The organism is Marinospirillum perlucidum (assembly GCF_003336805.1).
Classification (GTDB): domain Bacteria; phylum Pseudomonadota; class Gammaproteobacteria; order Pseudomonadales; family Halomonadaceae; genus Marinospirillum; species Marinospirillum perlucidum.
Genome location: NZ_QFWJ01000001.1, coordinates 499,995 through 523,821 on the forward strand (window position 1 = coordinate 499,995; position 23,827 = coordinate 523,821).

The window sequence follows — 23,827 nt, forward strand, 5'->3', positions numbered from 1 at the left end:
CTCCTTACGATTACTGTTAGAGGTTAAGACCACTGGCTCTCTCCACTTTCCTTAGCAATAGCTGTTCCAAAACCCGCCGGTTGGAGCTGATCAGACTGAACTGCTCGCTGGAGCGGGTAATGCCTGTATAAAGTAGTTCTTTGGTTAATACCGGACTGTCATGAGGGGGGAGTAGCAGGGCGGTATGATTGAACTCCGACCCCTGGGATTTGTGCACGGTCATGGCAAAAACGGTTTCCACTGCCTGCAAACGACTGGGTAGCAGCCAGCGAACGCCCTTGTGGGCATCGGGAAAAGCCACTCTGAGCGGCCCCGGCTGCTCCGGCGTCGGCCCTGGTAATTGCAGGCAGATGCCGATATCGCCATTCATCAGTTGCAGGTTGTAGTCATTGCGGGTGACCAGAACCGGCCGCCCTCTATACCACAGGGGTTGTCCGGCAGGCAGGAGTCGGCGACCTGTGGCGGTATTTCTAAGGGCCTGATAAATGCCCGCATTGAGTTCCTCCACGCCCCAGTTGCCCTGGCGTAGTGCCGTCAGTAGCTGGAAGCGCCGGTGCTGGGCAAAAACCGCTTCAGCCCAGGTATCCAGTTCTTCCTGACTTGCTCCCGCAGCCGGTTGTTGCTCTTCCAGGGTTTGCAGGTAGGGCAGATAACCTCTGGTGACCAGGGATAGAAAAGCCGAATCCTGAGGTTCTGTAATGGATAAAAACGCCAGAGAAGGGTCTGGTCTCTGCCGGTCCTCGTCAAAACAGGCTTGCAGCTCCTTGAGACTGGCCCGGCCGGTGTTGACCCGGTAGGCTAGCTGGCCGATGCCGGGGTGGCGATCAAAGCGGAAACTGTGCCTGAGCATGGCGGTGGCCTGCTGCAGGGGGCTGCCCTGGGGGTCCGTCAGGCTTTGGCCGCTGTGGGGGTCCTTCAGGGGTTCGCCGGTCAGAGCCAGTACAGCCTCTTGGGTTGCCGGGGTATAGCCGCCTGCTTCTGCCTTTTCACAAAGATCGCCCAGCAGGGAACCGGCTTCCACCGAGGCCAGCTGGTCCTTGTCGCCCAGAAGAATCAGCCGCGCCTGGGGCGGCAGGGCGGTGATCAGGCGGGCCATGATTTCCAGATCCACCATGGAGGCTTCATCCACGACCACCAGATCAGCGCCCAGGGGGTTGGTTGCATCGTGGCGGAAATGCCGGGTTCCCGGTTGGCTGCCCAGCAGCCGGTGAACCGTGGTGACTTCCTTGGGTAGCTGGTCCCGGCAAAGAGTCTGCTGTTCCGGTGTTAACGGTGAGCCATCCAGTTGCAGCGCGGCAATATTGTGACCCAGGGATTCGTTGAGACGGGCGGCGGCCTTGCCGGTGGGTGCGGCCAGGCGGATTTGCAGGGGCTGCTTGCCTTCCAGTAGCTGCAAACCCTGTAGCAGAGCCAGAAGGCGTACCACCGTAGTGGTTTTACCCGTTCCCGGCCCGCCGGTAATGATGGCAAATTGACTTAAAGCGGCGATCACCGAAGCTATTTTCTGCCAGTCAGGTTGTGGAATCCCTTCGGGCAGCGGCGGGAAAAGACTGGCTATCAGTTGGCTGGCCGTTTCCGGGATGGAGTAGTGCCCCTGCAGACGCGCCTGCAAGCCCTGGCGCACGCTTTGTTCATCCTGCCAGTAGCGGCGCAGGTAGAGCAGGGGTCGGGCTGGCGTACCACCGAGCACCAGTGGGCTGGCTGTTTGGCTGGTTGTTCCGTTACGGGCATCGCTGAGCGCAGGGCTGCTCAGCAGTTCCCGGACCCAGTCAGCGGTCGAGGCAGGCAGCCAGTTGGCGAGTTGCTGGTGAAGGGGGGCGGGGTCCTCGGTAAAAGCCGGGGTCAGCAGAGACTGGGGATGTTCCAGGCAGGCTTGCAGATCCAGGCAGACGTGACCGTGGCGGCTGCGTTCGCTGACCAGGGCTACTGCCAGGAGCAAGGCGGGATTCTGGCTGGCGGTTTCTTTGCCGATAAAATGTGTCAGGGCCAGATCCAGGGGTCTCAAGGCTCCTGCCTCGACCCAGGCGCGTAAATCTGTTTCCAGTTGGGGGTTCATGCCTCTGCCTCCTGCTTATCCTTGCTGAAAAGGCGATCCAGCGCCCAGATGAGTTCTGCCGGAGGTTTGTCCATAAAGAGCCCCTGATCCTCATGCAGGCTGCCGCGCAGAAAGACATAGACGGCACCACCCAGGTGGCGATCATAGTCATAATCCGGCAGGCGGTTTTTCAGCAGTCGATGCAGAGCCAGGATATAGAGCACATACTGGAGGTCGTAACGTTTTTTCAGCAGCGCTTCCCTGAGTTCTTCCTGGCTGTAGGCCGAAGCGGAAGCGCCCAGCTTGTTGGATTTCCAGTCGATCACATAATAACGCCCTTGGTGATAGGCCACCAGGTCGATAAAGCCCTTGAGAAAACCATTCAGTTGACCGGCTTCCGCTGCCGGGCGAGGTGCGGCCTCCAGCGTTGCTTGGCAGATCATTTGATCCAGGGTGGTGATGTCAACGCAATGACTGGCCAGAAGAAATTCCATCTCCACGGCCAGCTGTTCGGGTTTGAGCCCGCTCAGACTGAAGTGGCCGGGTAGCGGCTTCCACACCAGTTGCAGAAAGTCTTTGAGCCAGGCGCTCAGGGGTTCGACAAGGCTTTCCAGATCCGGTGTGCGACAGCGCTGGCGTATTACTTCCAGACGACCGCAATCATCCGCTGCCGCGGCAGCGAACCCCCGTAGATCCTGGTATTGGTGGGCGGCAGCCCATTCCAGCAGGTTGTGCAGAAAGGTGCCGTAACGGCTGCCTGCAGGAAAGAAATCCATCAGCTGGTCGGCTTGCAGAAGCGCCGGTCGAGGTCGTGTTTCCTTGGGTTCCTGGGCTGTTTCTGCGGCCGTGGCTTCTTCAGCGGTTTCCGGCTCTTGGGGCTGCTGGTTGCTAGTGGCGGTAGCGCTATAGCCGAGTGCGGAATAGCTGGCAATCCACCAGGGCGTCAGTCGGGGTAAATGCTCCGGAGAACGCGCGGGCTCCAGCTGAGGGCCTTCTTCGCCAGGCAGGCAGTGATTGTTGATGGCCGGGGCGGCTTGCAGTTGCAGGTGGCTGCTGCGTTGGGCCAGTTGTTCCAGACTCTCCCAAACCGCGTCCGGGGAAGCAAAGCTGGCACCACCCGCCAGAAGATAACCCAGGGCCGAGCGCTCCAGCTGGGGTTTTTTGCTATTGCCTGATTTCAGCGGTGCTACTCCCAGCCAGCAGGCATGGCGAGCACGGGTGACGGCGACATAAAGGAGTCTCAGGTCTTCGTTGAGCGTTCGCTGCTTGGCTTCATTCCAGGCCAGAGGGAAGGTTTTGGGGTCCGAGATTTCCACAAAACGCCCCTGGTCATTGTCCCAGGGTTGTTGTTTGATCTTGCCGTTGATTTCCCGCCAGCTGGAAATAAAGGGCAGGAGCACCAGCGGATACTCCAGCCCCTTGGATTTATGGATGGTGACCACCTTGATCAAATCGGCATCACTTTCCAGGCGCAGCAGTTGCTGTTCATCCGGGGCATCCAGATGTTCAGCCAGATGCCGGATCAGGGCCTGTTCGCCATCCAGTTGGGTGCTGGCTTCCTGTAACCATTCGGCCAGATGCAGGAGATTGGTCAGAATCCTTTCACCCTCGGCTTCCTGTAGCAGACGCGCGGGTAGCTGGTAGCTTTCCATCAGGCGACGCAGCATGGCCAGCACCCCCTGGCGTTGCCAGATGCGGCGCAGACGGCTGAAAAGATCCATCTGTTCCTCCCAGGCAAGCTCATCCTCCTGCCAGAGAGCCAGAAGATCCAGGGGCAGGCGCAGGGTATTGCTGCCCAGAGCGGCGCGAACCCTTTTTTCCTGGCCGGGTTCGGCGACAGCAGCTAACCAGTGCAGGAGATCGGCGGCTTCCTGGGAGGAAAAGACGGATTCCCGGTCGGACAGATAGACACTGGCGACCTGGCGTTTGCGCAGTTGCTGGCGAATTGCACGGGCTTCCGTGGCATTTTTCACCAGTATGGCCAGATCGGAGGCTTGCAGGGGCTGGGTGATCTGACCCTCCTGGCCAAATCCGGCCTTGCCCTCTTGCGCGGCTTGCAGCCATTGCACCACCTGACTGGCGGCGCTGGCAGCAGCCTGGTCGCGGTATTCCTGCATGCCGATGACTGATTTGCCTTCTTCCGGGTGGAACTGCCAGCAGGTCATGGCAGCGGCAGGCTGCCCCTCCAGATAGAGTTCTTCATCGCGTCCTGCGGCTTCTACCTGAACAAAAGGCAGGGGATTATCCCCTTCTTCGGATTGAAAACGAAAAGCGGCTGCCGGGTAGTTTTCTTCGGCCTGGGCAAAGAGTTGATTGACCGCTTCCACCATGCCTTGGCTGGAGCGAAAATTGCGCTTGAGGGTATGGTGACGCCCTTCGGTGGCCTGCCGGGCTTGCAGGTAGGTATGGATATCGGCCCCGCGGAAGCTGTAGATCGCTTGCTTGGGGTCCCCGATCATGATCAGGCCGGTGTCGGGGTCTTTCTTTTCCAGCCGATAAATCTGCTGGAAGATGGCAAACTGCACCGGATCGGTATCCTGGAATTCATCAATCATCGCCACAGGAAAGGCTTTTCTGAGGATGGCCGCCAGTTGTTCGGCTGAGTCGCCGGCCTTGTCCGGATTCAGGGCCGCTTCCAGTTGGATGAGCAGGTCATCAAAGCCCATTTCTGCACGTTCTTTAAGGCGCTGCTGGTAGGCTTTTGCCACCCAGGGGGCAGCATGGGCCAGTAGCAGGGGCCTTAAAGGCTGGCTTGTTGAAGGGGTCGCGTCTGTTTCCAGCGCCTCGGCTTGCAGGCGGAAGGCTTCAAAGGGACGGATTTCCAGATCCTTCGCCTTGGTCAGAAGCGGAAAATGGCCCAGCGCCAGGAAATTCAGCTCTTTGGGTTTTTCACCCGAACCCTGTGCCCAGTTAAGAATTTTTTCAAGCAGCACGTCAAAGGCTTCCGGCGTTGCCTGGGCGAGTTTCTTATAGAAGCTGGTTCGGATTTCATGCAGGTAGGCGGTGATTTCCTGCCAATCCTTGAGCCAGGCTGCCTTGAGGGTCGCTGTGGCTTCAGCCTGAGCCTGACGGGCCTCTAGCTGAGCTTCCAGATGCGGCTGGAGTTCCTCGACAACCAGAGGTTGGCCCCGGTAGGTGGGCTGGCGCGGGGGATTGCTCATCAGTGGCCAGAGCGCTTTTTCCAGGCTGTCCGGGGAGGCGAATTCGGTGGTGATGAGTTCGGCTGCCGGGCGCTGCAAGGGGTAGAAGTGAACCCGCCAGTAATCGCGCACCACCTCGGCAAAGAGATCGCTGGTGTCGGTCACCAGCTCCCGATTGAAGAGGCCGCGGGTATCAAAGGCGTGCTCCACCAGCATGCGGTTGCACCAGCTATGGATGGTGGAGATATTGGCTTCATCCATGCTTTCTGCAGCCAATTGTAGCTGCCAGGCACACTTGGGCCAGTCACCGGGCGGATAGCTGGCTTTAAGGGCTTCCAGCGGGCCTTCCTCGGGTTGAGCGTCAGCCTGGCTTTGGAAAAGCTGGGCCGCTTCCACCAGACGGGCACGAATGCGATCACGCAGCTCTTCGGCCGCTGCCTCGGTAAAGGTAACCACCAGGATTTCCCGGGGCGTCAGGGGGCGGTGAAAGGCTGTGCCTTCCTGACCGTGACCGAGCACCAGGCGGGTATAGAGAAGGGCCAGGGTAAAGGTTTTGCCGGTTCCGGCACTGGCTTCAATCAACTGGCTGCCACGCAGCGGGAAGTCGAGAAGGTTGAGGGTCTGGCTCATGCTTTGGCCTCCTGTAAATGCTCTATCAGGGGCCGATAAAGCAGGTGGCTCCAGGTATGGAAATCCTCGTTGGCTTCAAGGTCGGCATATTCCGGCCAGAAGCGCAGGAAGGCGGGATGTTCCTGGCTTTCTCCGGGAATTTGCTGGCTTCCTTCATAGATTTCGCGGATTTTCTGGTTTTCTTCCTGAAGGGCAAAGCCGGTTTTGCAGGGCAGGGGAAGCAGTCGCCGCCAGCCTTCCTGCCAGGCTGCCGCCAGCTCCAATAGGCGTTTTTCAGCCAGTTCGGCAGTCAGAGGTGCCAGGCTGATATCGGTATCCGGCCCCAGCAGGCGTGTTGTGGTTGGCCCTGCCAGTTGTGCAAAGAGATGTTCCGGCCAGTAGCGGACCAGTTGATACCACTTGTAGCTATCCCCGGCATAGAGGCGGCTGGGCTGCAGGAGGATACGTATCTGCTCAGCAGATGCATTGCTGCGCACATCCTTGAGATCCGCTTCCAGTTGCAGCTGCGGGCTGAGTTCCCAGGTGCGCCTGAGGTTGGGTAACTGTTGAGGGAAGAGTTCCTGTAGCTCCAGATAGCTTTGCAGAGGGGCCAGTAGTTCCTGGGTCAGGGTTTCGCGCAGCGGGTCGGCAAAGGGCGGCAGGGGCAGGTAGCCAGCTCTTTGAAGGCTGAGGGCTGCCTGGTCGAGTGCTGTGGCCGGATCGCTGAAATCCGGCTTGAGACGGGCCTGAAGAACCTGCTGGATCAGGCGTTGCTGGAGTTGCCATTTTTCCAGACCATCCAGCTGGAAATTCTCTTCATCTTCGGCCACTTCTTCCTGGTTCTGCCAGTGAACCCCCAGGCGTTGCTGGTAATGCAGCTGAACCGGCTGGCGCAGGAAGCGGCTGAGCTGTGCCAGTTGCAGGCTGCCTTCGGGCTGCCGGGTTTGCAGATCCAGAGAGGCTGGCTGGATGTTGCCATGATGCACCTCGCGCCATTCATGCGCATAGGTAAAGAGGCGTGGATTACGGCCCGGTTCGAAATAGCGACGGCTGAAGGCTTGCAGGGGGTATTCCTGGGTTAATTGCTCAAGAAGCTGGCCGCTATCACAGGCTTGCCAGCCGGAGACCAGGTGGTCTTGCAGTTGACCAACGAGCACCGAGGGTTGGCGTTCGGACAGATCGCGCTGGTCACGGTTAATCCAGCTGATTACCAGCTTGTCGCGCGCAGAGAGCAGGGCTTCCAGAAACAGGTAGCGGTCATCCTCGCGGCGCGAGCGGTCACCGGGCCGGTAATCCTGGGCCATGAGGTCAAAGTCTGCAGGCTGGACGCTGCGCGGGTAATCCTTGTCATTCATGCCCAAAAGCCAGATTTGCCGGAAAGGCAGAGCGCGCATGGGCATGAGGGTGGCAAAGTTGATGGAGCCGCCGAGGAATTTCTGGGTCAGATTGGGTTGATCGATACCGGCCAGCCATTCCTCCCGAATCACTTCCAGAGGCAGGGATTCGCGGTAAAAACTGGCCTGCTGCCAGTGCTCCTGGAGTTCGTCCAGACGTTGTTCCAGGCGATTCAAGGCCAGGGTGTCGGGGGCATCGGTTTCTTCGAAAAAGGCAGCCAGTAGCTCTTCCAAAAGCTGTCGCCAGGCTTCGGGGGGACGCGGCTCCTGAAGCGCCAGGCGGTAATGATCCAGTTCTTCCAGAAGCAGCGCCAAGGGCCCGACCAGAGCGGCTTCCAGTCCGGCGACCTCGTCATAGGGTTCTATACCCTGCCAGGCAGGGCTGGAGCCGCTGGCATAGCCCAGTAGCAGGCGTTTGAGCCCCTGCATCCAGGTGTTTTCTTCCAGGCCAGCAGGTAAATCCAGGCTGGCTCTTTGTTCACCATTGAGGCCCCAGCGAATATTGGCCCCGCGAATCCATTCTTTCAGGCGGGGCAGGTCGGCTTCCTGCAAGCCAAAGCGCTGGCGCAAAGCCGGGGTATCGAGCAAATCCAGGAGTTCACTAACCGTAAAGCGTGATCTGGGCAGATGCAGGAGTTTTTCCAGGGCTATCAGCAGGGTGTTCTGCCCTCGCTGGCCCTGGTCGGAAATATGAAAGGGCAGGTAGCGGGGGTCGGCTGTTTCTTCCTGCCTCTGGTATTGACCAAAAACGGCCTGGATTGCCGGGGTGTATACCTGGATATCCGGCACCATGACCAGGATGTCCCTGGGTTCCAGGGGCTGACCTTCCTGGTGGGCCTTTTCCCTTTCATGAAGTAGCTGGTCATGCAGGATTTCCACTTCACGCAGGGGGCTGGTGGCCTGTTGAAACACCAGGCTGAGATCCTCGGGAGCAACCTGGCGGTTGGGCCGGTTGCGGATTTCCTCCAGCGAGCGTAATTCCAGGATATCTTCCTGAAGCTGGTGGAGAAGGCAGGACTCACCGGGGGAAACAAACAGATCAATCTGCTGAAAGTGTTCGCGGTAGTTTTCCGGCTGGTCATTTTCATCCAGCAGATGTAGATAATCCCGCCCCTGTTTGCCCCAGGAAGCCAATAGAGGATGGCCGTAGAGGTGGGTTTCTTCTGGGCTGAGATGACTGGGCAGCTTGCGTTCGCGCAGCCGCCGGTATTCCTGGCGCAGGAGCTCTTTGCCGGCAATCAGATCCCCCCAGTAATGGCGGCTGGGGTTGTGCACGAAGAGCAGGATCTGGGTGAAGGAGGACAGGGCTTCCAGCAGTTCCAGAGTTTGTCGGGGCAGAGAGGAAATACCAAAGATCACCAGCCGCCGGGGCAGGCCTGCTGGGCGCTCTTCCGGGGTGCGGCCACGGCAAGCGGCCAGAAACTCCTGATGAATCCGCGCGCGGCTGGTCTTGTCCCAGCGACCGCTGCCCAGATGCTCATCATTGCGAATGCTGGCCACCAGAGCCCGCCAGATGACCGGTTGCCAGCGATTTTCGGCACTTAGTGGCTCGCTGCTGCCGCGAGCGCTGATGAGAACATCCCGGTGTTCTTCCCAGGCTTGCAGCCAGTCGGCGCGGTAGATCTGGTACTGGTCATAGAGATCCGCCAGCTTGGCGGCCAACTGATGCAGGCGGCGGGGGTCTGCATCCGTGTGCAGAAAGGCGGCCAGCGGGGCCAGCACCTGGGGTTCATCCAGTTGTGCCTGCAGGCTGGAAAAATCCTGCAGCAGGCGATAAAGCCGCCAGGTCAGGGGGTCCTTGTCATAGGGTGAGCTGGTAGGCAGATCCGGGTAGACACAGCGATAGGCTTGCCAGATAAAACGACCGGGCAGATCCACTCTGATGGCGGCGGCAATGCCACTACCCCCTTCAGCCGGATCGGCAGCCAGGGCCATTTTCAGCCACTGGGCAATGCCGTTACTTTGCACCAGGAGCTGCTCGTCTTCCAGGGGTGTCAGGGGGTGGCGGTCCAGCCATTGAACCAGGAGATCACGCAACTCCTCCAGACGGTTGCCCTGTAAAATCATCATTCCGGGCGTGAGTTCCTCGCGGGATTCGCCAAGCATCTTGTCTTCCTTTTGCCGGTAGCTGCCGGTATCTTATGCTAATCGCCTTGCTGTATAAATCTTGAATTACGGACAGAGTTATGTCTTTAGCCTACTCTCGAATCGTTGTTCTCACTGGCGCGGGAATTTCCGCCGAGTCGGGTATCAGTACCTTTCGCGATTCCAACGGTCTTTGGGAAAATCATTCCATCGAAGAGGTGGCCAGTCCCGAAGGGTTTCAGCGCAACCCGGAAAAGGTTCTGGAGTTTTACAACCTGCGCCGCGCCCAATTGCTGGACCCCCAGATACAACCCAACCCGGCTCATCAGGCGCTGGGGCGGTTCGCGCAGGAAGTTCGCCAGCAGGGCGGCCAGTTTACGCTGATCAGCCAGAATGTTGATGATCTTCACCAGCGGGCCGGTAACCGGGATGTAATTTCCATGCATGGTCAGCTACTCAGTGCTCTTTGCAGTCAAAGCGGTCGGGCCCGGCCCTGGTCGGGTCCCCTGAATCTGAAGGATGTCTGTGATTGCTGTGATCCTCCCCAGCAGTTGCGACCGGATATCGTCTGGTTTGGTGAAGTACCCTATCATTTGGAGGCTTGTTATCAGGCTTTGAGTGAAGCGGATTTGTTTGTCGCCCTGGGGACCTCCGGTCAGGTTTATCCGGCTGCCGGTTTTACCGAACTGGCCAGCCAGGCCGGAGCCACCACGGTGGAAATCAATCTGGAACCCACCAGCCGCTCCTTTGATGCCGGTTATTACGGCCCTGCATCCATCAAGGTTCCTGAATTCCTTGAAAAAATTTTAGCAGGCAAGGCTTAAGCCCACCCGGATGACGGGGTAGACTAGCGTCTTCTTGAATCCCAGGGAGATGCACTTTCATGAAACGCCTTGTTTTTGGCGCCGGGTTGGCCCGGGGCCTGCTTTTGTTGTGCCTGCTTTTTGTCTCTATCAGTTTGCAGGCAGCTGATGCACGTCAGGGGCTGGCGCTGGCCAGTTGGAATATCAAGCGTCTGGGGCATGGATCCAGCACCGATTTTACCGCTCTGGGCAGTCTGGCAGCGGCTTTTGATTTTATCGCGGTTCAGGAAGTCATGACCCCGGAAGGACTAGAAAACCTGGATGCCGCCCTGGAGGCTGCAACGGGCGAGGACTGGCAATACCTGGCTTCACACCGGGTGGGGCGGTCCAGTTACAAAGAGATTTATGCTTTCTTGTGGCGCAGTGAGCGGGTGGCTTATATGGATGGGGCCGTGGTCTATCTCGACCCGGGTGATCTCTTTGCACGCGAACCCTATTCGGCCCGCTTTCGGGATCTGACCCGTGATCAGGTGTTTGCTGCGGCCACCGTGCATATCGTCTATGGCGACAGGGTTAGCGACCGGACCGAAGAGATTGATGAGCTGACCAGCTACTGGCGTTGGCTGGAAGACATCTACCCGCAAACTCCCTTGCTATTGATGGGTGACTTTAATCTGGAGCCGGATCATCCTGCCTGGCAGCCACTCTTGAGCCTGGGGGTGGAACCGCAATTCACCTCGGGTGCGACCACGCTGTCATCTCGCAACGGCCGCTATGCCAACCTCTATGACAATATCTGGATGCGCGACCCTCAAGCCCTGGGTGTGCGTGAGGCAGGGATTTTGCGTTTTCCCGAACTTCTGGGCTGGGATCATGAAAGGGCCCGGCGGGAGGTTTCCGATCATGCCCCCGTTTATCTGCTAACCGGTAATGCAGAATTGGCAGGTGTCGATCAGGAGCGCCTGAGTCGCCTTTCCCGTAATCAAGAGCAGCTAGAGGCTTCTGATGAGCTGCCTTTGGGGAACCGACGGTCAAAGATTCTGCACCGGCCCGACTGTCCTTCTTACAGCCGAGTCGGTGAACAGAATAGGGTGTACTTTGACAGTGTCGAGGCCGGACTGGAGGCGGGCTATCGTTTGGCCGGAAACTGCCCTTAAAAAGTGACTGGGGGCAGGCATTCGAATCCGGGGCGGGCGAAATAATAGCCCTGGAAGAGATCAACCCCCAGATCGTGGAAAAAGTCGGCTTCAGCTTTGGTTTCCACACCTTCGGCAAGAACGCGGATATCGAGTTCGGAGCAGATGTTCAAGAGGCCACGGGCTATAACCTGTTTGGTGGTGTCGGTATCGACATGCCTGACCAGCTGCATATCCAGTTTCATCAGGCCGGGCTGAAAGCGTGATAACAGGCTGAGGCCGGCGTGGCCAGCGCCAAAATCATCCAGGGCGGTGATAAAGCCCTGCTCCTGATAATGGTTGAAAATATTAGTCAGATGATCCGGGTCGTGTACTTTTTCCGACTCGGTAATCTCGAACATGATTCTGGACGTGGGAAAGCCGACTTCGTGGGCGGCTTTCAGGGTGCTGCGAATGCAGTGGGAAGGCTCATAGACCGCATTGGGCAGAAAGTTGATGCTGAGAATGGATTTGAGCCCGAGTTGTGCAGCCAGGCTAATGGCCTTGACCCGGCACGCCTGGTCAAAGGCATAACGGTTGTCATCATTGACCTGATCCAGCACCCAGCCTGCCGATTCCTGGTTGGCACCACGAACCAGGGCCTCATAACCCCAGATTTCGCGTTTTTTGAGATCAACCAGCGGCTGGAAGGCAAAAGTGAAATCAAAACCCAGTGGGCGGGCACACTGCTTACAGCTATCCTTGGGGTGGAGCTGGGGCATCCGAATCTCCGTTTACTTGAAAGCCAATGAAGGTTAATTCAGAGTGATTTTTACTCTTTCTAACTAGATTAGCATGCAAAGGAGTCAGTGAGTATGCAAAAAAGCTGTCGTCTATTTAAGGTCTCAGGTCGTGTCCAGGGGGTCTGGTATCGCAAATCCACTCAAAAACAGGCTGAGGCAAAGGGGGTATCCGGCTGGGCGGTCAACCTTGCCGATGGAGGCGTTGAAGTCTGTTTGGCGGGTCCCGAGGAAGCGGTTGCAGAAGTGGCTGACTGGTTGGCTCAGGGACCGGAAATGGCCCGGGTGGATCTAGTGGAAGAATTACCCGCCCCGGATGCTTTTCCCGAACAGGGATTTACCACGGGATAAAATCAATTTTTACTTGCAAGTCAGGGGGGTGAGCAGGTAGTTTACATTTTGTAACTCATAATACTGCCCTATTTTTGTAATTCGACTTCAGACAAGAGACCAACGACTATGCGCCGGATATGGAATCAGTTGCCTTTGCGTTCGCGACTTTTTGCTTCTTTTGGTTTGCTTTTGGCACTGGTTCTGGTTGTTTCCCTGACCTTGCAATCCAGCTTTTACACCAGTAGTCGTCTGCAGAGTCTCACCCAGGAAGAGCTGCCTTCACGTCTGGAACACCTGGGTAGCCAGGTTGCCCTGCGCTTGGCACCCAGCATCCAGTTGTCGCGTTCTCTGGCTGCCAATACCTTTATCAATGACTGGATTCAGCGAGGTATGCCTGCAGAGGAACTGGATGCGATCGAACGGGAAATGGCTCGCTTGCATACGCAACTGGGTGCCAATACGGTTTTTGTTGCCGGTAATTCCGGCGAGACAGTTCACTATCTTCATTATGGCAATGAAGGCATCAAGCAGCGTGACCTGGATCCGAGACTGGCCGAGGATTCCTGGTATTTCAACTACCTGAAATCCAATAAGCCTTATGAGTTGAATCTCGATATTAATGATTTCTCCGGCCAGAACCTGATCATGTTTATCAACTACAGCAGCCCTCAGACCCTGGATAACGGTCAGCCGGTGAGTGTGGCGGGTGTGGGTCTGGATATGCAGCAGATGGGCCAACTGATCAGTGATTATCGTCTGGGTGCTAGTGGTCGAGCCTCCCTGGTGACCGCTGAAGGTGAAGTCGAGGTGGGCAACGGTGTTGAGCACCTCCAAAAACTGGCGGCAAGAGACGAATTGAAGCCACTTCTGGATCAGGGCTCAGTCACGGTGGCCAGCCGTGAGCTGGAAGGTGAAGACTATTTCATTGGCTCCATCTGGGTGTCCGATCTTCAGCGTTTTCTGGTTCTGGAAGCGCCCCGCAGCGAGCTGATGGGAGCGATAAATCATCAGCTGTATATCTCTTTATTGGTGGGAGCAGCCCTGATTCTTGTCAGTTTGATCCTGCTCTACCCCTTGTCGGTGAGTCTCACCCGCCCCCTGAAGGACTTCCAGGAACAACTGGCCGAAATTACCGATTCTCTGGATCTGAGCCAACGTTTGCGGCTTCCCAAGGATAATGAACTATCGCAACTGGCTCAGCAGACCAATGGTCTGCTGGAAAAACTGAACCGGGTTATCAGTTCTGTTTTCCAGAGTTCCGGACGCTTGTCTGCTTCTGCAGACCGCTTGGCTTACACGGCCGGTCTGGTCAGCCGTAATTCCGATCGTCAGGATGAAAGCACCCATTCCATGGCCGCAGCGGTGGAGGAGATGTCTTCATCCGTGGCGGAAATCACCTCGACCATGGAAGAACTCTCGACCTCCTCGACCCAGATCGCCGACCATTCCCAATCGGTGGTGGAAGTGGCCAATCTGACCCTGGATAACAGTCGCAAGGGTGTGGATGCCATGCAGCAGCTACAAAGCCGCATGGGGGATATCCATTCCGATAACCAGAAGAGTCTGGCGGAAATCATGGAGCTGGGCACCAAATCCAAGCAGATCAGCAAGGTTATGGACCTGATCAATGATCTGGCCGACCAGACCAAACTGATAGCCTTTAACGCTGCCCTGGAAGCCTCCAGTGCCGGAGAATCGGGCAAGCGTTTCTCGGTGGTGGCCGGAGAAATCCGCCGCTTGGCCGATAGTGTGACGGATTCCACCCGCGAGATTGAAGAGCGTATCCAGGAAATCCAGGATTCCATCAGCCGTTTGGTGATTACCTCGGAGAAAGGCTCCAATTCCATCCAGGCGGGCATGGATGTCAGCTATCAGACGGCGGAAGACCTGAACGCCCTCTTGCAGGCAGCCAGTCAGACCAGCAGTGCAGCCGAACAGATCTCCCTGTCCACGAGTCAACAGAAAACGGCCAGCAACCAGGTGGTAATTGCCTTGCGCGATATTGCCTCAGCCAGTTCCCATAATGCCCAGTCGGTGCGCCATATCACCGATATCAGCGAAGAAATGCTGTCTATGTCCAAGGATCTGAGTGATTTGATTCGAGCGTTTAAATAACCTTTTTCAAGGAGAGGTCCGGGCTTGAATGCCCGGCGATCAAATGGAAGACGAGAGATAAAAAATGTCACTTGCAGTCAAACCTACAGGCCTTTCCCACTTCTGGCGCAAGCTGGGCCTGCAGAAAAAATTTGTAGTTTCCCTGACCCTGGTCATGTTGGCGTCCTTGACACTTCTGGGGTCTCTGGCGGGCCAACTGCTGCAAAAAGAAGTGGATCAGGCGGTTGCCAGTGAAGTGCAGAAAAGCCTGGAAACTGCTCGTTTCAGAAGCAGTGAATGGCTGCAGAATAAACGCCAGCAATTGCAGGCCCTGGCCCGGCATCTGCCTGGTGAGGTGGAGGAAATCAGCACCTGGCAGAATTATCTGACCCTGACGCGTGAAGCCGGTGGTTTTGATCTGGTGCATATCGGTACTGCGCAAGGGGAGGTCATCCAATCCCAGCCGCCCATCGAACTGCCTCCCGGAGCCGATCCCCGAACCCGCCCCTGGTTTATTCAGGCTCAGGCCGAACAGGAATTGATTTTGACGCCGGTTTATGTGGATCTTTTGACCGGTGATCTCAATATGACCCTGGCCATTCCTCTGGAGCAGAACCCGGAGCATGTTCTGGGCGGGGATTTATATATCTCGGCTCTGGTGGATGAGCTGCTGGATCAGTCCCTGCGTTGGAAGAGCCAGCTGTTTATGCTGGATGGCAACCATCAGATTCTGGCCCACAAGAACAGTGAGCTGCTGCAACAGGAGCTGGATGAGCTCTTGCCGGATTTTCAGCTGAACAGGGACACTCTCCAGCAGGTGGATTTTCAGGGCGCAACCTGGCTGGCTTCCAGTATCCAGGTACCGGATACCGACTGGCAGTTTGTGCTCCTGGTGGATGCTGCCGAAGTTCAGGCGGTACGCAGCGAACTGCTGCAACTCCTGGCAGCCTTTGCCCTGCCGGTGGGTCTGGTCAGTGCCCTGATTATTTTCTGGCTAACCCGTACCCTGATCCAGCCTCTCTATCATTTTCAGGAGCAACTGGCCGGTATTACCCAGACGCTGGATTTGTCGCGTCGTCTGGAAGTGCCCGAACAAACCGAATGGAGTCATCTGGCCGGACAAACCAACCAGCTTCTTGAGCGGATTGACCAGGTGGTGGACAAGGTCATTCAGAGTTCAGCGCAGCTGAATACCTCGGCCCGACACCTGGCTTACACGGCCGGTCTGGTCAGCCGTAATTCCGATCGTCAGGATGAAAGCACCCATTCCATGGCCGCAGCGGTGGAGGAGATGTCTTCATCCGTGGCGGAAATCACCTCGACCATGGAAGAACTCTCGACCTCCTCGACCCAGATCGCCGACCATTCCCAATCGGTGGTGGAAGTGGCCAATCTGACCCTGGATAACAGTCGCAAGGGTGTGGATGCCATGCAGCAGCTACAAAGCCGCATGGGGGATATCCATTCCGATAACCAGAAGAGTCTGGCGGAAATCATGGAGCTGGGCACCAAATCCAAGCAGATCAGCAAGGTTATGGACCTGATCAATGATCTGGCCGACCAGACCAAACTGATTGCCTTTAACGCTGCCCTGGAAGCCTCCAGTGCCGGGGAATCGGGCAAGCGTTTTTCAGTGGTGGCCGGAGAAATCCGCCGCTTGGCCGACAGTGTGACCGACTCCACCCGCGAGATCGAAGAGCGCATCCAGGAAATCCAGGATTCCATCAGCCGTTTGGTGATTACCTCGGAGAAAGGCTCCAATTCCATCCAGGCGGGTATGGAGGTCAGTTATCAGACGGCGGAAGATCTGAATGCCCTCTTGCAGGCGGCCAGCCAGACCAGCAGTGCGGCCGAGCAGATCTCCCTGTCCACGAGTCAGCAGAAAACGGCCAGCAATCAAGTGGTGGTGGCTCTGCGGGATATTGCCTCAGCCAGTTCCCATAATGCCCAGTCGGTGCGCCATATCACCGATATCAGCGAAGAAATGCTGTCCATGTCCAAGGAGTTGACCGGTCTGGTCCAGGCTTTCCAGCAGGCGGATGAACTGCTCAACAGCAAGCATGAGGAGCGGCAGGACGATGCTTAGCAGCTCTTCTATCCGGGTTCTTCTGGTGGACGACAGTGCTCTTGCTAGAGGCCTGCTGCGCAGTCTGCTGGAGGAGGCCGGTATAGAAGTGGTGGGCGAGGCTGTCAATGGACGTCAAGCCGTTGAACTGGCCCGCAAGCTGCGCCCTGATTTGATTACCCTGGATCTGCAAATGCCAGTCATGGGGGGTATGGAAACCATTACCGAAATCATGCACGAGAAGGCGATCCCTATTCTGGTGGTGAGCAGCGAGGCTGATGCCGAGAAAGCTTGCGAAGCTCTGGAAGCCGGTGCCCTGGAAGTCATTGCCAAGCCGGATTATACGCCGGAACAGGCCGGGGAATTTGTGCGCAAGGTGCGTCTGCTGGCTGGCGTTTCGGTGATTACACGCATACGCAGACGTCTGCCTGAAACGTCACCGAATCCTGATAATGAATGGCAGTGGCAGCCTTCGCACCAGTATCTGGCTCGTAATTACCGCCAGGCCTTTGCGATAGCCTCCTCAACCGGTGGTCCCCAGGCCCTGACACGTATCCTGCCGCTACTGGACAAGAGCTTTCCAGCCCCGATCCTGCTGGCCCAGCATATGAGTGATGGTTTTGTCGAAGGCATGGTTCAATGGCTTTCCAGTCTTTGCCAGTTAAGGGTCAAGGTGGCTGAGGATGGAGAGCTGCTAAAGCCGGGTTGTGTTTATGTTTCTCCATCGGAAAGTCACTTGACCGTTACTGCCAACCATCGGGTGGCTTTGCGCCCCAGGGTCGAAGGTGAAATCTATCGACCCAGTTGCGATCATCTTCTTTGCTCTCTGGCCGAGGTTTATGGCCGAGATGCTGTAGGGATTATTCTGACGGGTATGGGGCGTGATGGTGCCGTAGGTATGCAGGCCATACGCGATGCCGGTGGTATCGGTTTGGCTCAGGATGAAGCCACCTCCTTGATCTATGGTATGAATCAGGAAGCCGTCAAGCTGGGCGGCGTTCACCGGGAGTTTCCGGTGACGGCCCTGGGTGAGGAGATGCAGAAGATTCTGGAAATGACTCCGGCAGGCTATCTTCAAGCGCTGGGTCGGAGTAGCGCATGAAAGAAGATCTGCAGCAATTCAAGACCCTGATTCGTGATCACTGTGGCCTTCTTCTGGAGGGAATCGCCGAGGAACGTCTGGAAAAGGCCCTGCATACGGCAGCGGGGGTGGCTGGCTGTAAACGCTTGCAGGATTTTTTCCCGCGTTTGCAGAAGGACCCTGAATTGGTCAAGGACCTGGTCAGCCAGTTAACGGTCAATGAAACCTATTTTTTTCGTGAAAACAGCCAGTTTGAACTCCTGGTCAAACGCCTGCTCCCCCGGATACAGGCTTTGGCCGGTGGACGCCAGCCGCTTAGACTTCTAAGTGCAGGCTGTTCCTCGGGGGAGGAGGCTTACAGCCTGGTCATGACTTTGCAGGAACACTGGGGAGAGGCGGCTTCAGGGAGCTTTTCAATTGATGCTGGTGATCTGGACCGCCAGGTTTTGCAAAAAGCCCGTCAGGGGCTGTATTCGCCCTTTTCGTTTCGAGGGGTAGCGGACCACTTGAAAGAAAAGTACTTTCTTCCCCAGCGCTCCTATTTTCAAATCAAAGATTCTATTCGCCAGCAGGTTCGCTTTCACGAGCTTAATCTTCTGGAGCCCCCAAAAGAAGAAGACCTGGGGCAGTTTGATATTGTCTTTTTCCGCAATGTCTCCATTTATTTTGATACCGAAACCCGGGTGCGCATTCAGCATAATCTGGCCCGGCTGATGAGGCCTGATGCTGTGCTACTGGTAGGTAGTTCTGAAACCCTGGCCAACAACCTAGGGGTTTTTAATCTGGTTGAAGAAGATGGAATCTACTATTTTGTTCGGGGGCAAGGGTTAATCCCCCCTCAAAACAAGCCGGTAGCACCCTTCTCGGCTAAAAATGAAACAATTTCAGCCCCTAAACCGGTACAACCGGTCAGAGCATTAAAACCGGTTCCTTCGATGCCTGCACCATCACCCCAGCCCCTGGCTGATAATCGGGGTAGTGCAGATTTGCCGGATTTGCAGACGATCTTCCAGCTTTTACTGGATCAGGAAATGACGCTGGCCGCCGGACAGGTTGAACGCCTCCTTGCTGCTTCCCGCGAAGTGGATGCAGCCAAGCTCTTCAAGGCCTGGATACTGGGGAATCGCAAGAGTTTCCAGCAGGCCCGGCAACTGCTTCAGGAGTTACTCGACAAGACACCCTGGTGGCTGGATGCTCTTTTTCTGCAGGCGCTGCTAAGTCGCTGGCAGGAAGATTTTGCCGCAGCGGAAGTGGATTTTAAGAAAGCGGTTTATATTCAACCGGATTGTTGGCCCGCTCACTATTATCTGGGCGAGGTATATCGCCAAACAGGGCGTATCGAAGAGGCCATTAAAGCTTATCGTAAGGCCCGGCGTTGTATACAGGATGAGCCCGAGGCGCCGACCGGATTGAAGCTAGTGCCTTTGAATCTATCTCAGGCTGATGTTCTGTTTTTAATTGAGCATCAGTTGCTGCGCTTGGAACGCCAGTTGGCTGCCAGTGGAACGGAAGGGGAATAAACCATGGCACTGGATATTAGCAAATTTATCCTGCGTTTTGTCGATGAAGCTAGAGAGCATCTTCAGCAGTTGTCGGAAGGCATAGCCATTCTGGAAAATGGTCAGGCAGACGCTGAGCAAATTAATGTCCTTTTCCGTGCGGCTCATACCCTCAAGGGCTCATCACGGATGCTTAAGCTGACAGCCATCACGGAAACGGCCCACGCGCTGGAAGACCTGCTCAGTGCGCTGAGAGATGGACAGCTGCCACTGGAGAGTTTTAGCCGTTTCAGCCTCTTGTACCAGGGGTTGGATACTCTGACCAGCCTGGTCGAGCAGTTGGCTGAACACCGAGATCCGGCCCAGCTGCCTGACAAGGATGCCGACCTCTGCGAAGCCTTGACGCTGGCGGCCCAAGGCCAGGAATTGCCAACAGCGCCACCTCAGGAAGCGGCAACTGCATCCCGGTTGCCGGAGATCAGTGAGCAGCCCCAGCAGACTTCCAGTCCCGATGCCTCCTTGAAGGCTTCAGAAAGTGTTCGTATCAAACTCAGCAGTCTGGATGAGCTGATTAAATTGATGGGTGAAGTTGTTTCCAGTCATTCGCAAATGCGGGCACTGGTGGGGGATTCCCGCCAGTTGTTGCGTCAGGCCAGTGATGCCGATGCCGCGTTTACCGGTCAGCTGGATCTTTTTAATCGCCGCCTGCGTGAAGGGGTGCAGGTGCAGGAAAGCCTGATGCAGGAATTGCACGATAAGGCGATGCAATTGCGCATGCTGCCCCTGGCGACCATTTTTGATTCGGCCGGTCGTCTGGTCCGGGAAATGGCGCGTTCGCTAGGCAAGGAGGTGGAATGTCGGGTACTGGGATCTGAAATCGAGCTGGATCGCCAGATGATCGATCAGTTGGCCGATCCGGTCATCCATCTGCTGCGTAATGCCCTGGATCACGGTCTGGAGACTGTTGAAGAACGTCTGAAAGCCGGTAAACCTGCGCAAGGCAAGGTCAGCCTGAGTGCCTGGCAGGATGGCAGCTGGGTCGTTATTGAAGTCTGTGACGACGGGCGGGGCATTTCTTTGGAAGCCGTTAGTGAAAAGGCTTTGCGCAAGGAATTGATGACCAGTGAGCAACTTGAAGCACTGAATGAGCAGGAAATTATCGATCTGATTTTCCTGCCGGGTTTTTCCACCAGCCAGATGATTACCGAAATGTCCGGGCGGGGCGTGGGTATGGATGTGGTGAAAAGCTCGGTGGTGGATCAGCTTCAGGGTACGCTTAATGTGCGTAGCCGTCCCGGAGAGGGTAGCTGTTTTACGCTTAAATTGCCCTTGTCCCTCGCCTTGATGCGGGTACTTCTGGTGGAGGTGGCCGGTCAGCCCCTGGGCTTTACCGCCCAGTATGTCAGTGAGCTGGTCAAGGTGGAGGCTTCACGCCTGCTGGAAGTTGCTGATCGCAAGGCGATAATTCTGCGAAATGAATTTGTCCCGGTGGTTTACCTGAGTGATCTGATCGATTTACCTGTTGGCTCCCGATCCCGACAAAGCTCGCAATTGCTTTTGCTGGTCACCCAGGTGCGCAATGAAAAGTTGGCCCTGGTGGTGGATGAACTTTTGGATGAACGTGATCTGGTGATCAAACAGCTACCGGAACATCTACGTCGTCAGCCGCTGATTTCCGGTATGGTGACCCGGGGCCACAATGAGCTGGTGAGTCTGTTGCATGTGCCCCAGCTACTGGAGCGATCTCGCCGTAGTCGTCGAGAAACCAGCCGTCTTGCAGATGCAGAGCAGGCTGCCAAGCATTTGCTGGTGGTGGATGATTCTCTCAATACCCGAGAAATAGAAAAAGATGTTCTGGAGGCCTATGGTTACCGGGTAACCCTGGCTGAAAATGGCCAGGAAGGCTTGGAAAAAGCTCGTCAGGAAAATTTTGATGCGGTCTTGACCGATGTGGAAATGCCGATCATGGATGGCTTTACCCTGACCGCGCGTCTTCGCCAAGAAGAAGCTTACAAAAACTGTCCGATTATTATCATTACCTCGCGTGAAAAGGAAAGTGATCGCCGTCGGGGTATTGAGGTCGGGGCAGATGCCTATATCGTCAAAGGCAGTTTCGATCAAGGTAGTCTGGTAGAAACCCTCAAGGTTTTGCTGGACTGAGAAAAATACCAACTGGAGATAAGTATGCAGATTCTAGTCGTCGATGATGATCCGCTGGCCGGTGAAATGATTGCAGCCGTTCTGGAAGAAGAAGGACATCAGCCGGTTTTGGCCTCCAGTGCAATTGAGGGGATGGAAAAACTCAATGAAGAGGAAGCCATAGGATTGGTAATCAGTGATATGAACATGCCGCTGGTGAACGGCATTGATTTCTTCAGAGAGCTGCGCGAGCAAGGCAATCAACTGCCTTTCATTTTATTGACGGGAGATGACCCGCAAAAAGCCAGCGAGCAGGAAGCGGGATTGGATGCTTGTATCATGAAAGATTTCAGCCTGGATGAAAGCCTGCCTGGTGTGCTTAATCAGGTGCTGGGCAACTCATCCAGATCAAGTTGAGCGGAGACGTGAATGAAGCAGAATAAATCCACGCTTCAGGAAAAAATTGCCCGCCTTAGGGCCAGTTTTGTTTCTCAGTTGCCCAAACGCCTGGAAGAAGCCCAGCAGCATTTGCAGCTGCTGAAAGCTGATCCCTGCATGAACCGGGTTGCTGCCGTGGAATTGCATCGTACCTTTCATAGTCTCAAGGGGACGGGCTATTCCTTTGGCTTCAATGAGCTGGCGGGTATTGCCGGGGAAGCTGAAAGCTACACCCAGCAGCTGCTGGATTTACCCGATGATAAAACGCCACCGGATTGGCCGGACAAGATAATTGGCCTTTTGCAGGAACTGGCTTCCCAGGCTCAGATCCTGATTTATACCGATCTGCAGCATGATCATCCCCTGCAGACGCCTTTTTTCGAGATGGAAAGCTCGGCTCAGGAAGACACCAGTCTGCCGGAAAAACCCAGTCGCCTGATTTATATCTGTGATGACGAGGAAGACCAGGTGACTCACTTGAGCTATCAGCTGAGATGCTTTGGCTATCAAGTGGAGTATTTTACCCAGCTGCAAGCTTTTGAAGCCGCTGTTCGTCAACACCAGCCGGATGCGGTGGTCATGGATGTCCGTTTTCCCAGCGGAGGCACTGCGGGTACAGAAGCCCTGGCCAGTCTGCAAAAGATTATTGGTGAGCAACTTCCGACCGTGGTTCTGTCTGGCCGTGATGATTTTGAAGCGCGTTTGAGCGCTGTTCGTGCCGGTTGTCATGCCTACTTTACCAAACCGGCCAAACCTCTGGAGCTGGCAACGGCTCTGGATGAGGTCATGGAAGAAGAGGTGTTTGAACCCTACCGGATATTGATCGTGGACGACGAACCGGAGGTCGCCCAGTACCATACGCTGATACTGGAAGAGGCCGGTATGCTGGTTTACCAGCTGTCACAGCCGGGTAATGTGCTGGCCGCTTTGCAGGAGTTTCGTCCCGACCTGGTTCTGGTGGATGTTTATATGCCCGACTGCACCGGCCAGGAACTGGCAGCAGTGATTCGACAGCTGCCCGAGCACCTGAGCCTGCCCATCGTTTACCTGTCCAGTGAAACGGATCGCCAGAAACAGTTTTCGGCCATGCAAGTGGGGGTGGAAGGCTTTATCACCAAGCCGGTGATTCCTGAAGAGCTGGTTGCAGCGGTTGCTCTGCGTGCTGAGCGGATGCGTTCCCTGCGTTCTCTGATGGTTAGAGATAGTCTGACAGGCTTGTACAACCATACTACCACCACCGAATTGATCGAAAGTGCCCTGGCCCAGGCCCGGCGTCAGCAGGAAAGTCTGTGCATGGTGATGCTGGATTTGGATCACTTCAAGCAGGTCAATGATACCTACGGGCATGTTTCCGGTGACCAGGTTCTGCTGGCTTTGGCCCGTATTCTACGCCATCGTCTACGTAGTAATGATGTCGTGGGGCGTTACGGGGGCGAGGAATTTGCCATCTTGCTTAAGGATGTCACGCCCGAAAAAGCTGTAGAGCTGGTGAACCAGTTACGCGAGGATTTTTCACGGATACGTTTTGGTTCCGGCGACAAGGAGTTCTACTGTACTTTCAGTGCGGGTATCAGCAGCTTCCCTGCTTATAATCGCGCTGAAGAGCTGCGTATTGCCGCTGACCAAGCGCTCTATAAAGCCAAGAGCCAGGGGCGTAATCAAGTCAAACTGGATGATGGTAATGAGTAATACGAGCGTTGATGAATTGCTGGCCCGCAAGGCTGAAGCGGTTGATGAAATCGTTGATGTTGATGAGCCCCTGGTCAAGCTGGTGATTTTTGCATTGGATGAACGTTTTTTTGCCTTTAAGGGCGAGTTTATCAAGGAAGTAATTCCTGCCAGTGAGCCTCTGTTTTTTGTCCCCGGTATGCCTGCTTCCCTGCAGGGGGTGATCAATCTGCGTGGTGATATCGAGTCGGTTATTCTCTTGCAAGGGCTATTACAGCTGACAGGTGGTTCTGAAAGCAGTGGTGGTTCCATTTTGCTGGGAGAAGCAGCAGGTATACGCACGGGGATTCGCGTTGACCGTTTGCTGGATGTGGTCGACTTGCCAGAGAGTCTTCTTCAGGCGACCCCGGAAAGCCTTCCTGAGGCCTTGCAACCCTATGTTGACGCCCTCTTTGAATTCCAGGGCAAGGCCGTGACCCTGCTGGATCTGGAGAAGGTTTTGGATGCTTATCAGCAGGGATGGGGCTAG

15 protein-coding genes are annotated in these 23,827 nt (G+C 56.0%); 11 read left to right on the top strand and 4 right to left on the bottom strand.

Going from position 1 to position 23,827, the window contains the following annotated elements:
* Nucleotides 1-16: 16 nt before the first annotated feature.
* The 3 genes from recD to recC are packed head-to-tail and all read right to left on the bottom strand — an operon-like array spanning nt 17 to nt 9,284.
* Entirely contained in the window at nt 17-2,056 is a 2,040-nt protein-coding gene (recD, locus tag DFK18_RS02405; RefSeq protein ID WP_114416590.1) for an exodeoxyribonuclease V subunit alpha, read from the bottom strand.
* Complete coding sequence (gene recB, locus DFK18_RS02410) at nt 2,053-5,805, bottom strand: exodeoxyribonuclease V subunit beta (protein ID WP_114416591.1); 3,753 nt, start codon at nt 5,803-5,805, stop codon at nt 2,053-2,055. The genes recD and recB overlap by 4 nt, the downstream gene beginning before the upstream one ends.
* Nucleotides 5,802-9,284, bottom strand: coding sequence for an exodeoxyribonuclease V subunit gamma (gene recC, locus DFK18_RS02415; protein WP_114416592.1), 3,483 nt, complete (start codon nt 9,282-9,284; stop codon nt 5,802-5,804). The genes recB and recC overlap by 4 nt, the downstream gene beginning before the upstream one ends.
* Before the next feature lie 80 nt (nt 9,285-9,364).
* Between recC and DFK18_RS02420 the strand changes: the two genes are divergently transcribed.
* Entirely contained in the window at nt 9,365-10,087 is a 723-nt protein-coding gene (locus DFK18_RS02420; protein WP_114416593.1) for an NAD-dependent deacylase, read from the top strand.
* 59 nt (nt 10,088-10,146) lie between these two features.
* Nucleotides 10,147-11,223 carry an endonuclease/exonuclease/phosphatase family protein gene (locus DFK18_RS02425; RefSeq protein ID WP_218563879.1) on the top strand — a complete coding sequence of 359 codons (1,077 nt, stop codon included), beginning with the start codon at nt 10,147-10,149 and terminating at the stop codon, nt 11,221-11,223.
* On the opposite strand, the gene DFK18_RS02430 is transcribed toward DFK18_RS02425, so the two are convergent.
* Complete coding sequence (locus tag DFK18_RS02430; RefSeq protein WP_114416594.1) at nt 11,220-11,963, bottom strand: EAL domain-containing protein; 744 nt, start codon at nt 11,961-11,963, stop codon at nt 11,220-11,222. The genes DFK18_RS02425 and DFK18_RS02430 overlap by 4 nt on opposite strands.
* 93 nt (nt 11,964-12,056) lie before the next feature.
* On the opposite strand from DFK18_RS02430, the gene DFK18_RS02435 reads away from it, so the two are divergent.
* The 9 genes from DFK18_RS02435 (at nt 12,057) to DFK18_RS02475 (ending at nt 23,827) form a co-directional block, all read left to right on the top strand.
* On the top strand, nt 12,057-12,332 hold the full coding sequence (locus tag DFK18_RS02435; protein WP_114416595.1) for an acylphosphatase: 276 nt from the start codon (nt 12,057-12,059) through the stop codon (nt 12,330-12,332).
* 108 nt (nt 12,333-12,440) lie between these two features.
* Entirely contained in the window at nt 12,441-14,429 is a 1,989-nt protein-coding gene (locus tag DFK18_RS02440) for a methyl-accepting chemotaxis protein (RefSeq protein ID WP_114416596.1), read from the top strand.
* 64 nt (nt 14,430-14,493) lie between these two features.
* On the top strand, nt 14,494-16,494 hold the full coding sequence (locus DFK18_RS02445) for a methyl-accepting chemotaxis protein (protein WP_114416597.1): 2,001 nt from the start codon (nt 14,494-14,496) through the stop codon (nt 16,492-16,494).
* Complete coding sequence (gene cheB / locus DFK18_RS02450; RefSeq protein ID WP_114416598.1) at nt 16,487-17,575, top strand: chemotaxis-specific protein-glutamate methyltransferase CheB; 1,089 nt, start codon at nt 16,487-16,489, stop codon at nt 17,573-17,575. The genes DFK18_RS02445 and cheB overlap by 8 nt, the downstream gene beginning before the upstream one ends.
* Nucleotides 17,572-19,074, top strand: a complete 1,503-nt coding sequence (locus tag DFK18_RS02455) for a CheR family methyltransferase (protein ID WP_114416599.1) — start codon at nt 17,572-17,574, stop codon at nt 19,072-19,074. Before cheB ends, DFK18_RS02455 begins: the two co-directional genes overlap by 4 nt.
* Before the next feature lie 3 nt (nt 19,075-19,077).
* Nucleotides 19,078-21,213: a hybrid sensor histidine kinase/response regulator gene (locus DFK18_RS02460; protein ID WP_114416600.1), complete on the top strand. Its 2,136-nt coding sequence runs from the start codon at nt 19,078-19,080 to the stop codon at nt 21,211-21,213.
* 24 nt (nt 21,214-21,237) lie between these two features.
* Nucleotides 21,238-21,609: a response regulator gene (locus DFK18_RS02465; RefSeq protein WP_114416601.1), complete on the top strand. Its 372-nt coding sequence runs from the start codon at nt 21,238-21,240 to the stop codon at nt 21,607-21,609.
* Nucleotides 21,610-21,621: 12 nt separating this feature from the next.
* A complete protein-coding gene (locus DFK18_RS02470) occupies nt 21,622-23,319 on the top strand; it encodes a GGDEF domain-containing response regulator (RefSeq protein WP_114416602.1) in 1,698 nt (565 codons plus the stop codon).
* A complete protein-coding gene (locus DFK18_RS02475) occupies nt 23,312-23,827 on the top strand; it encodes a chemotaxis protein CheW (RefSeq protein ID WP_162299659.1) in 516 nt (171 codons plus the stop codon). Before DFK18_RS02470 ends, DFK18_RS02475 begins: the two co-directional genes overlap by 8 nt.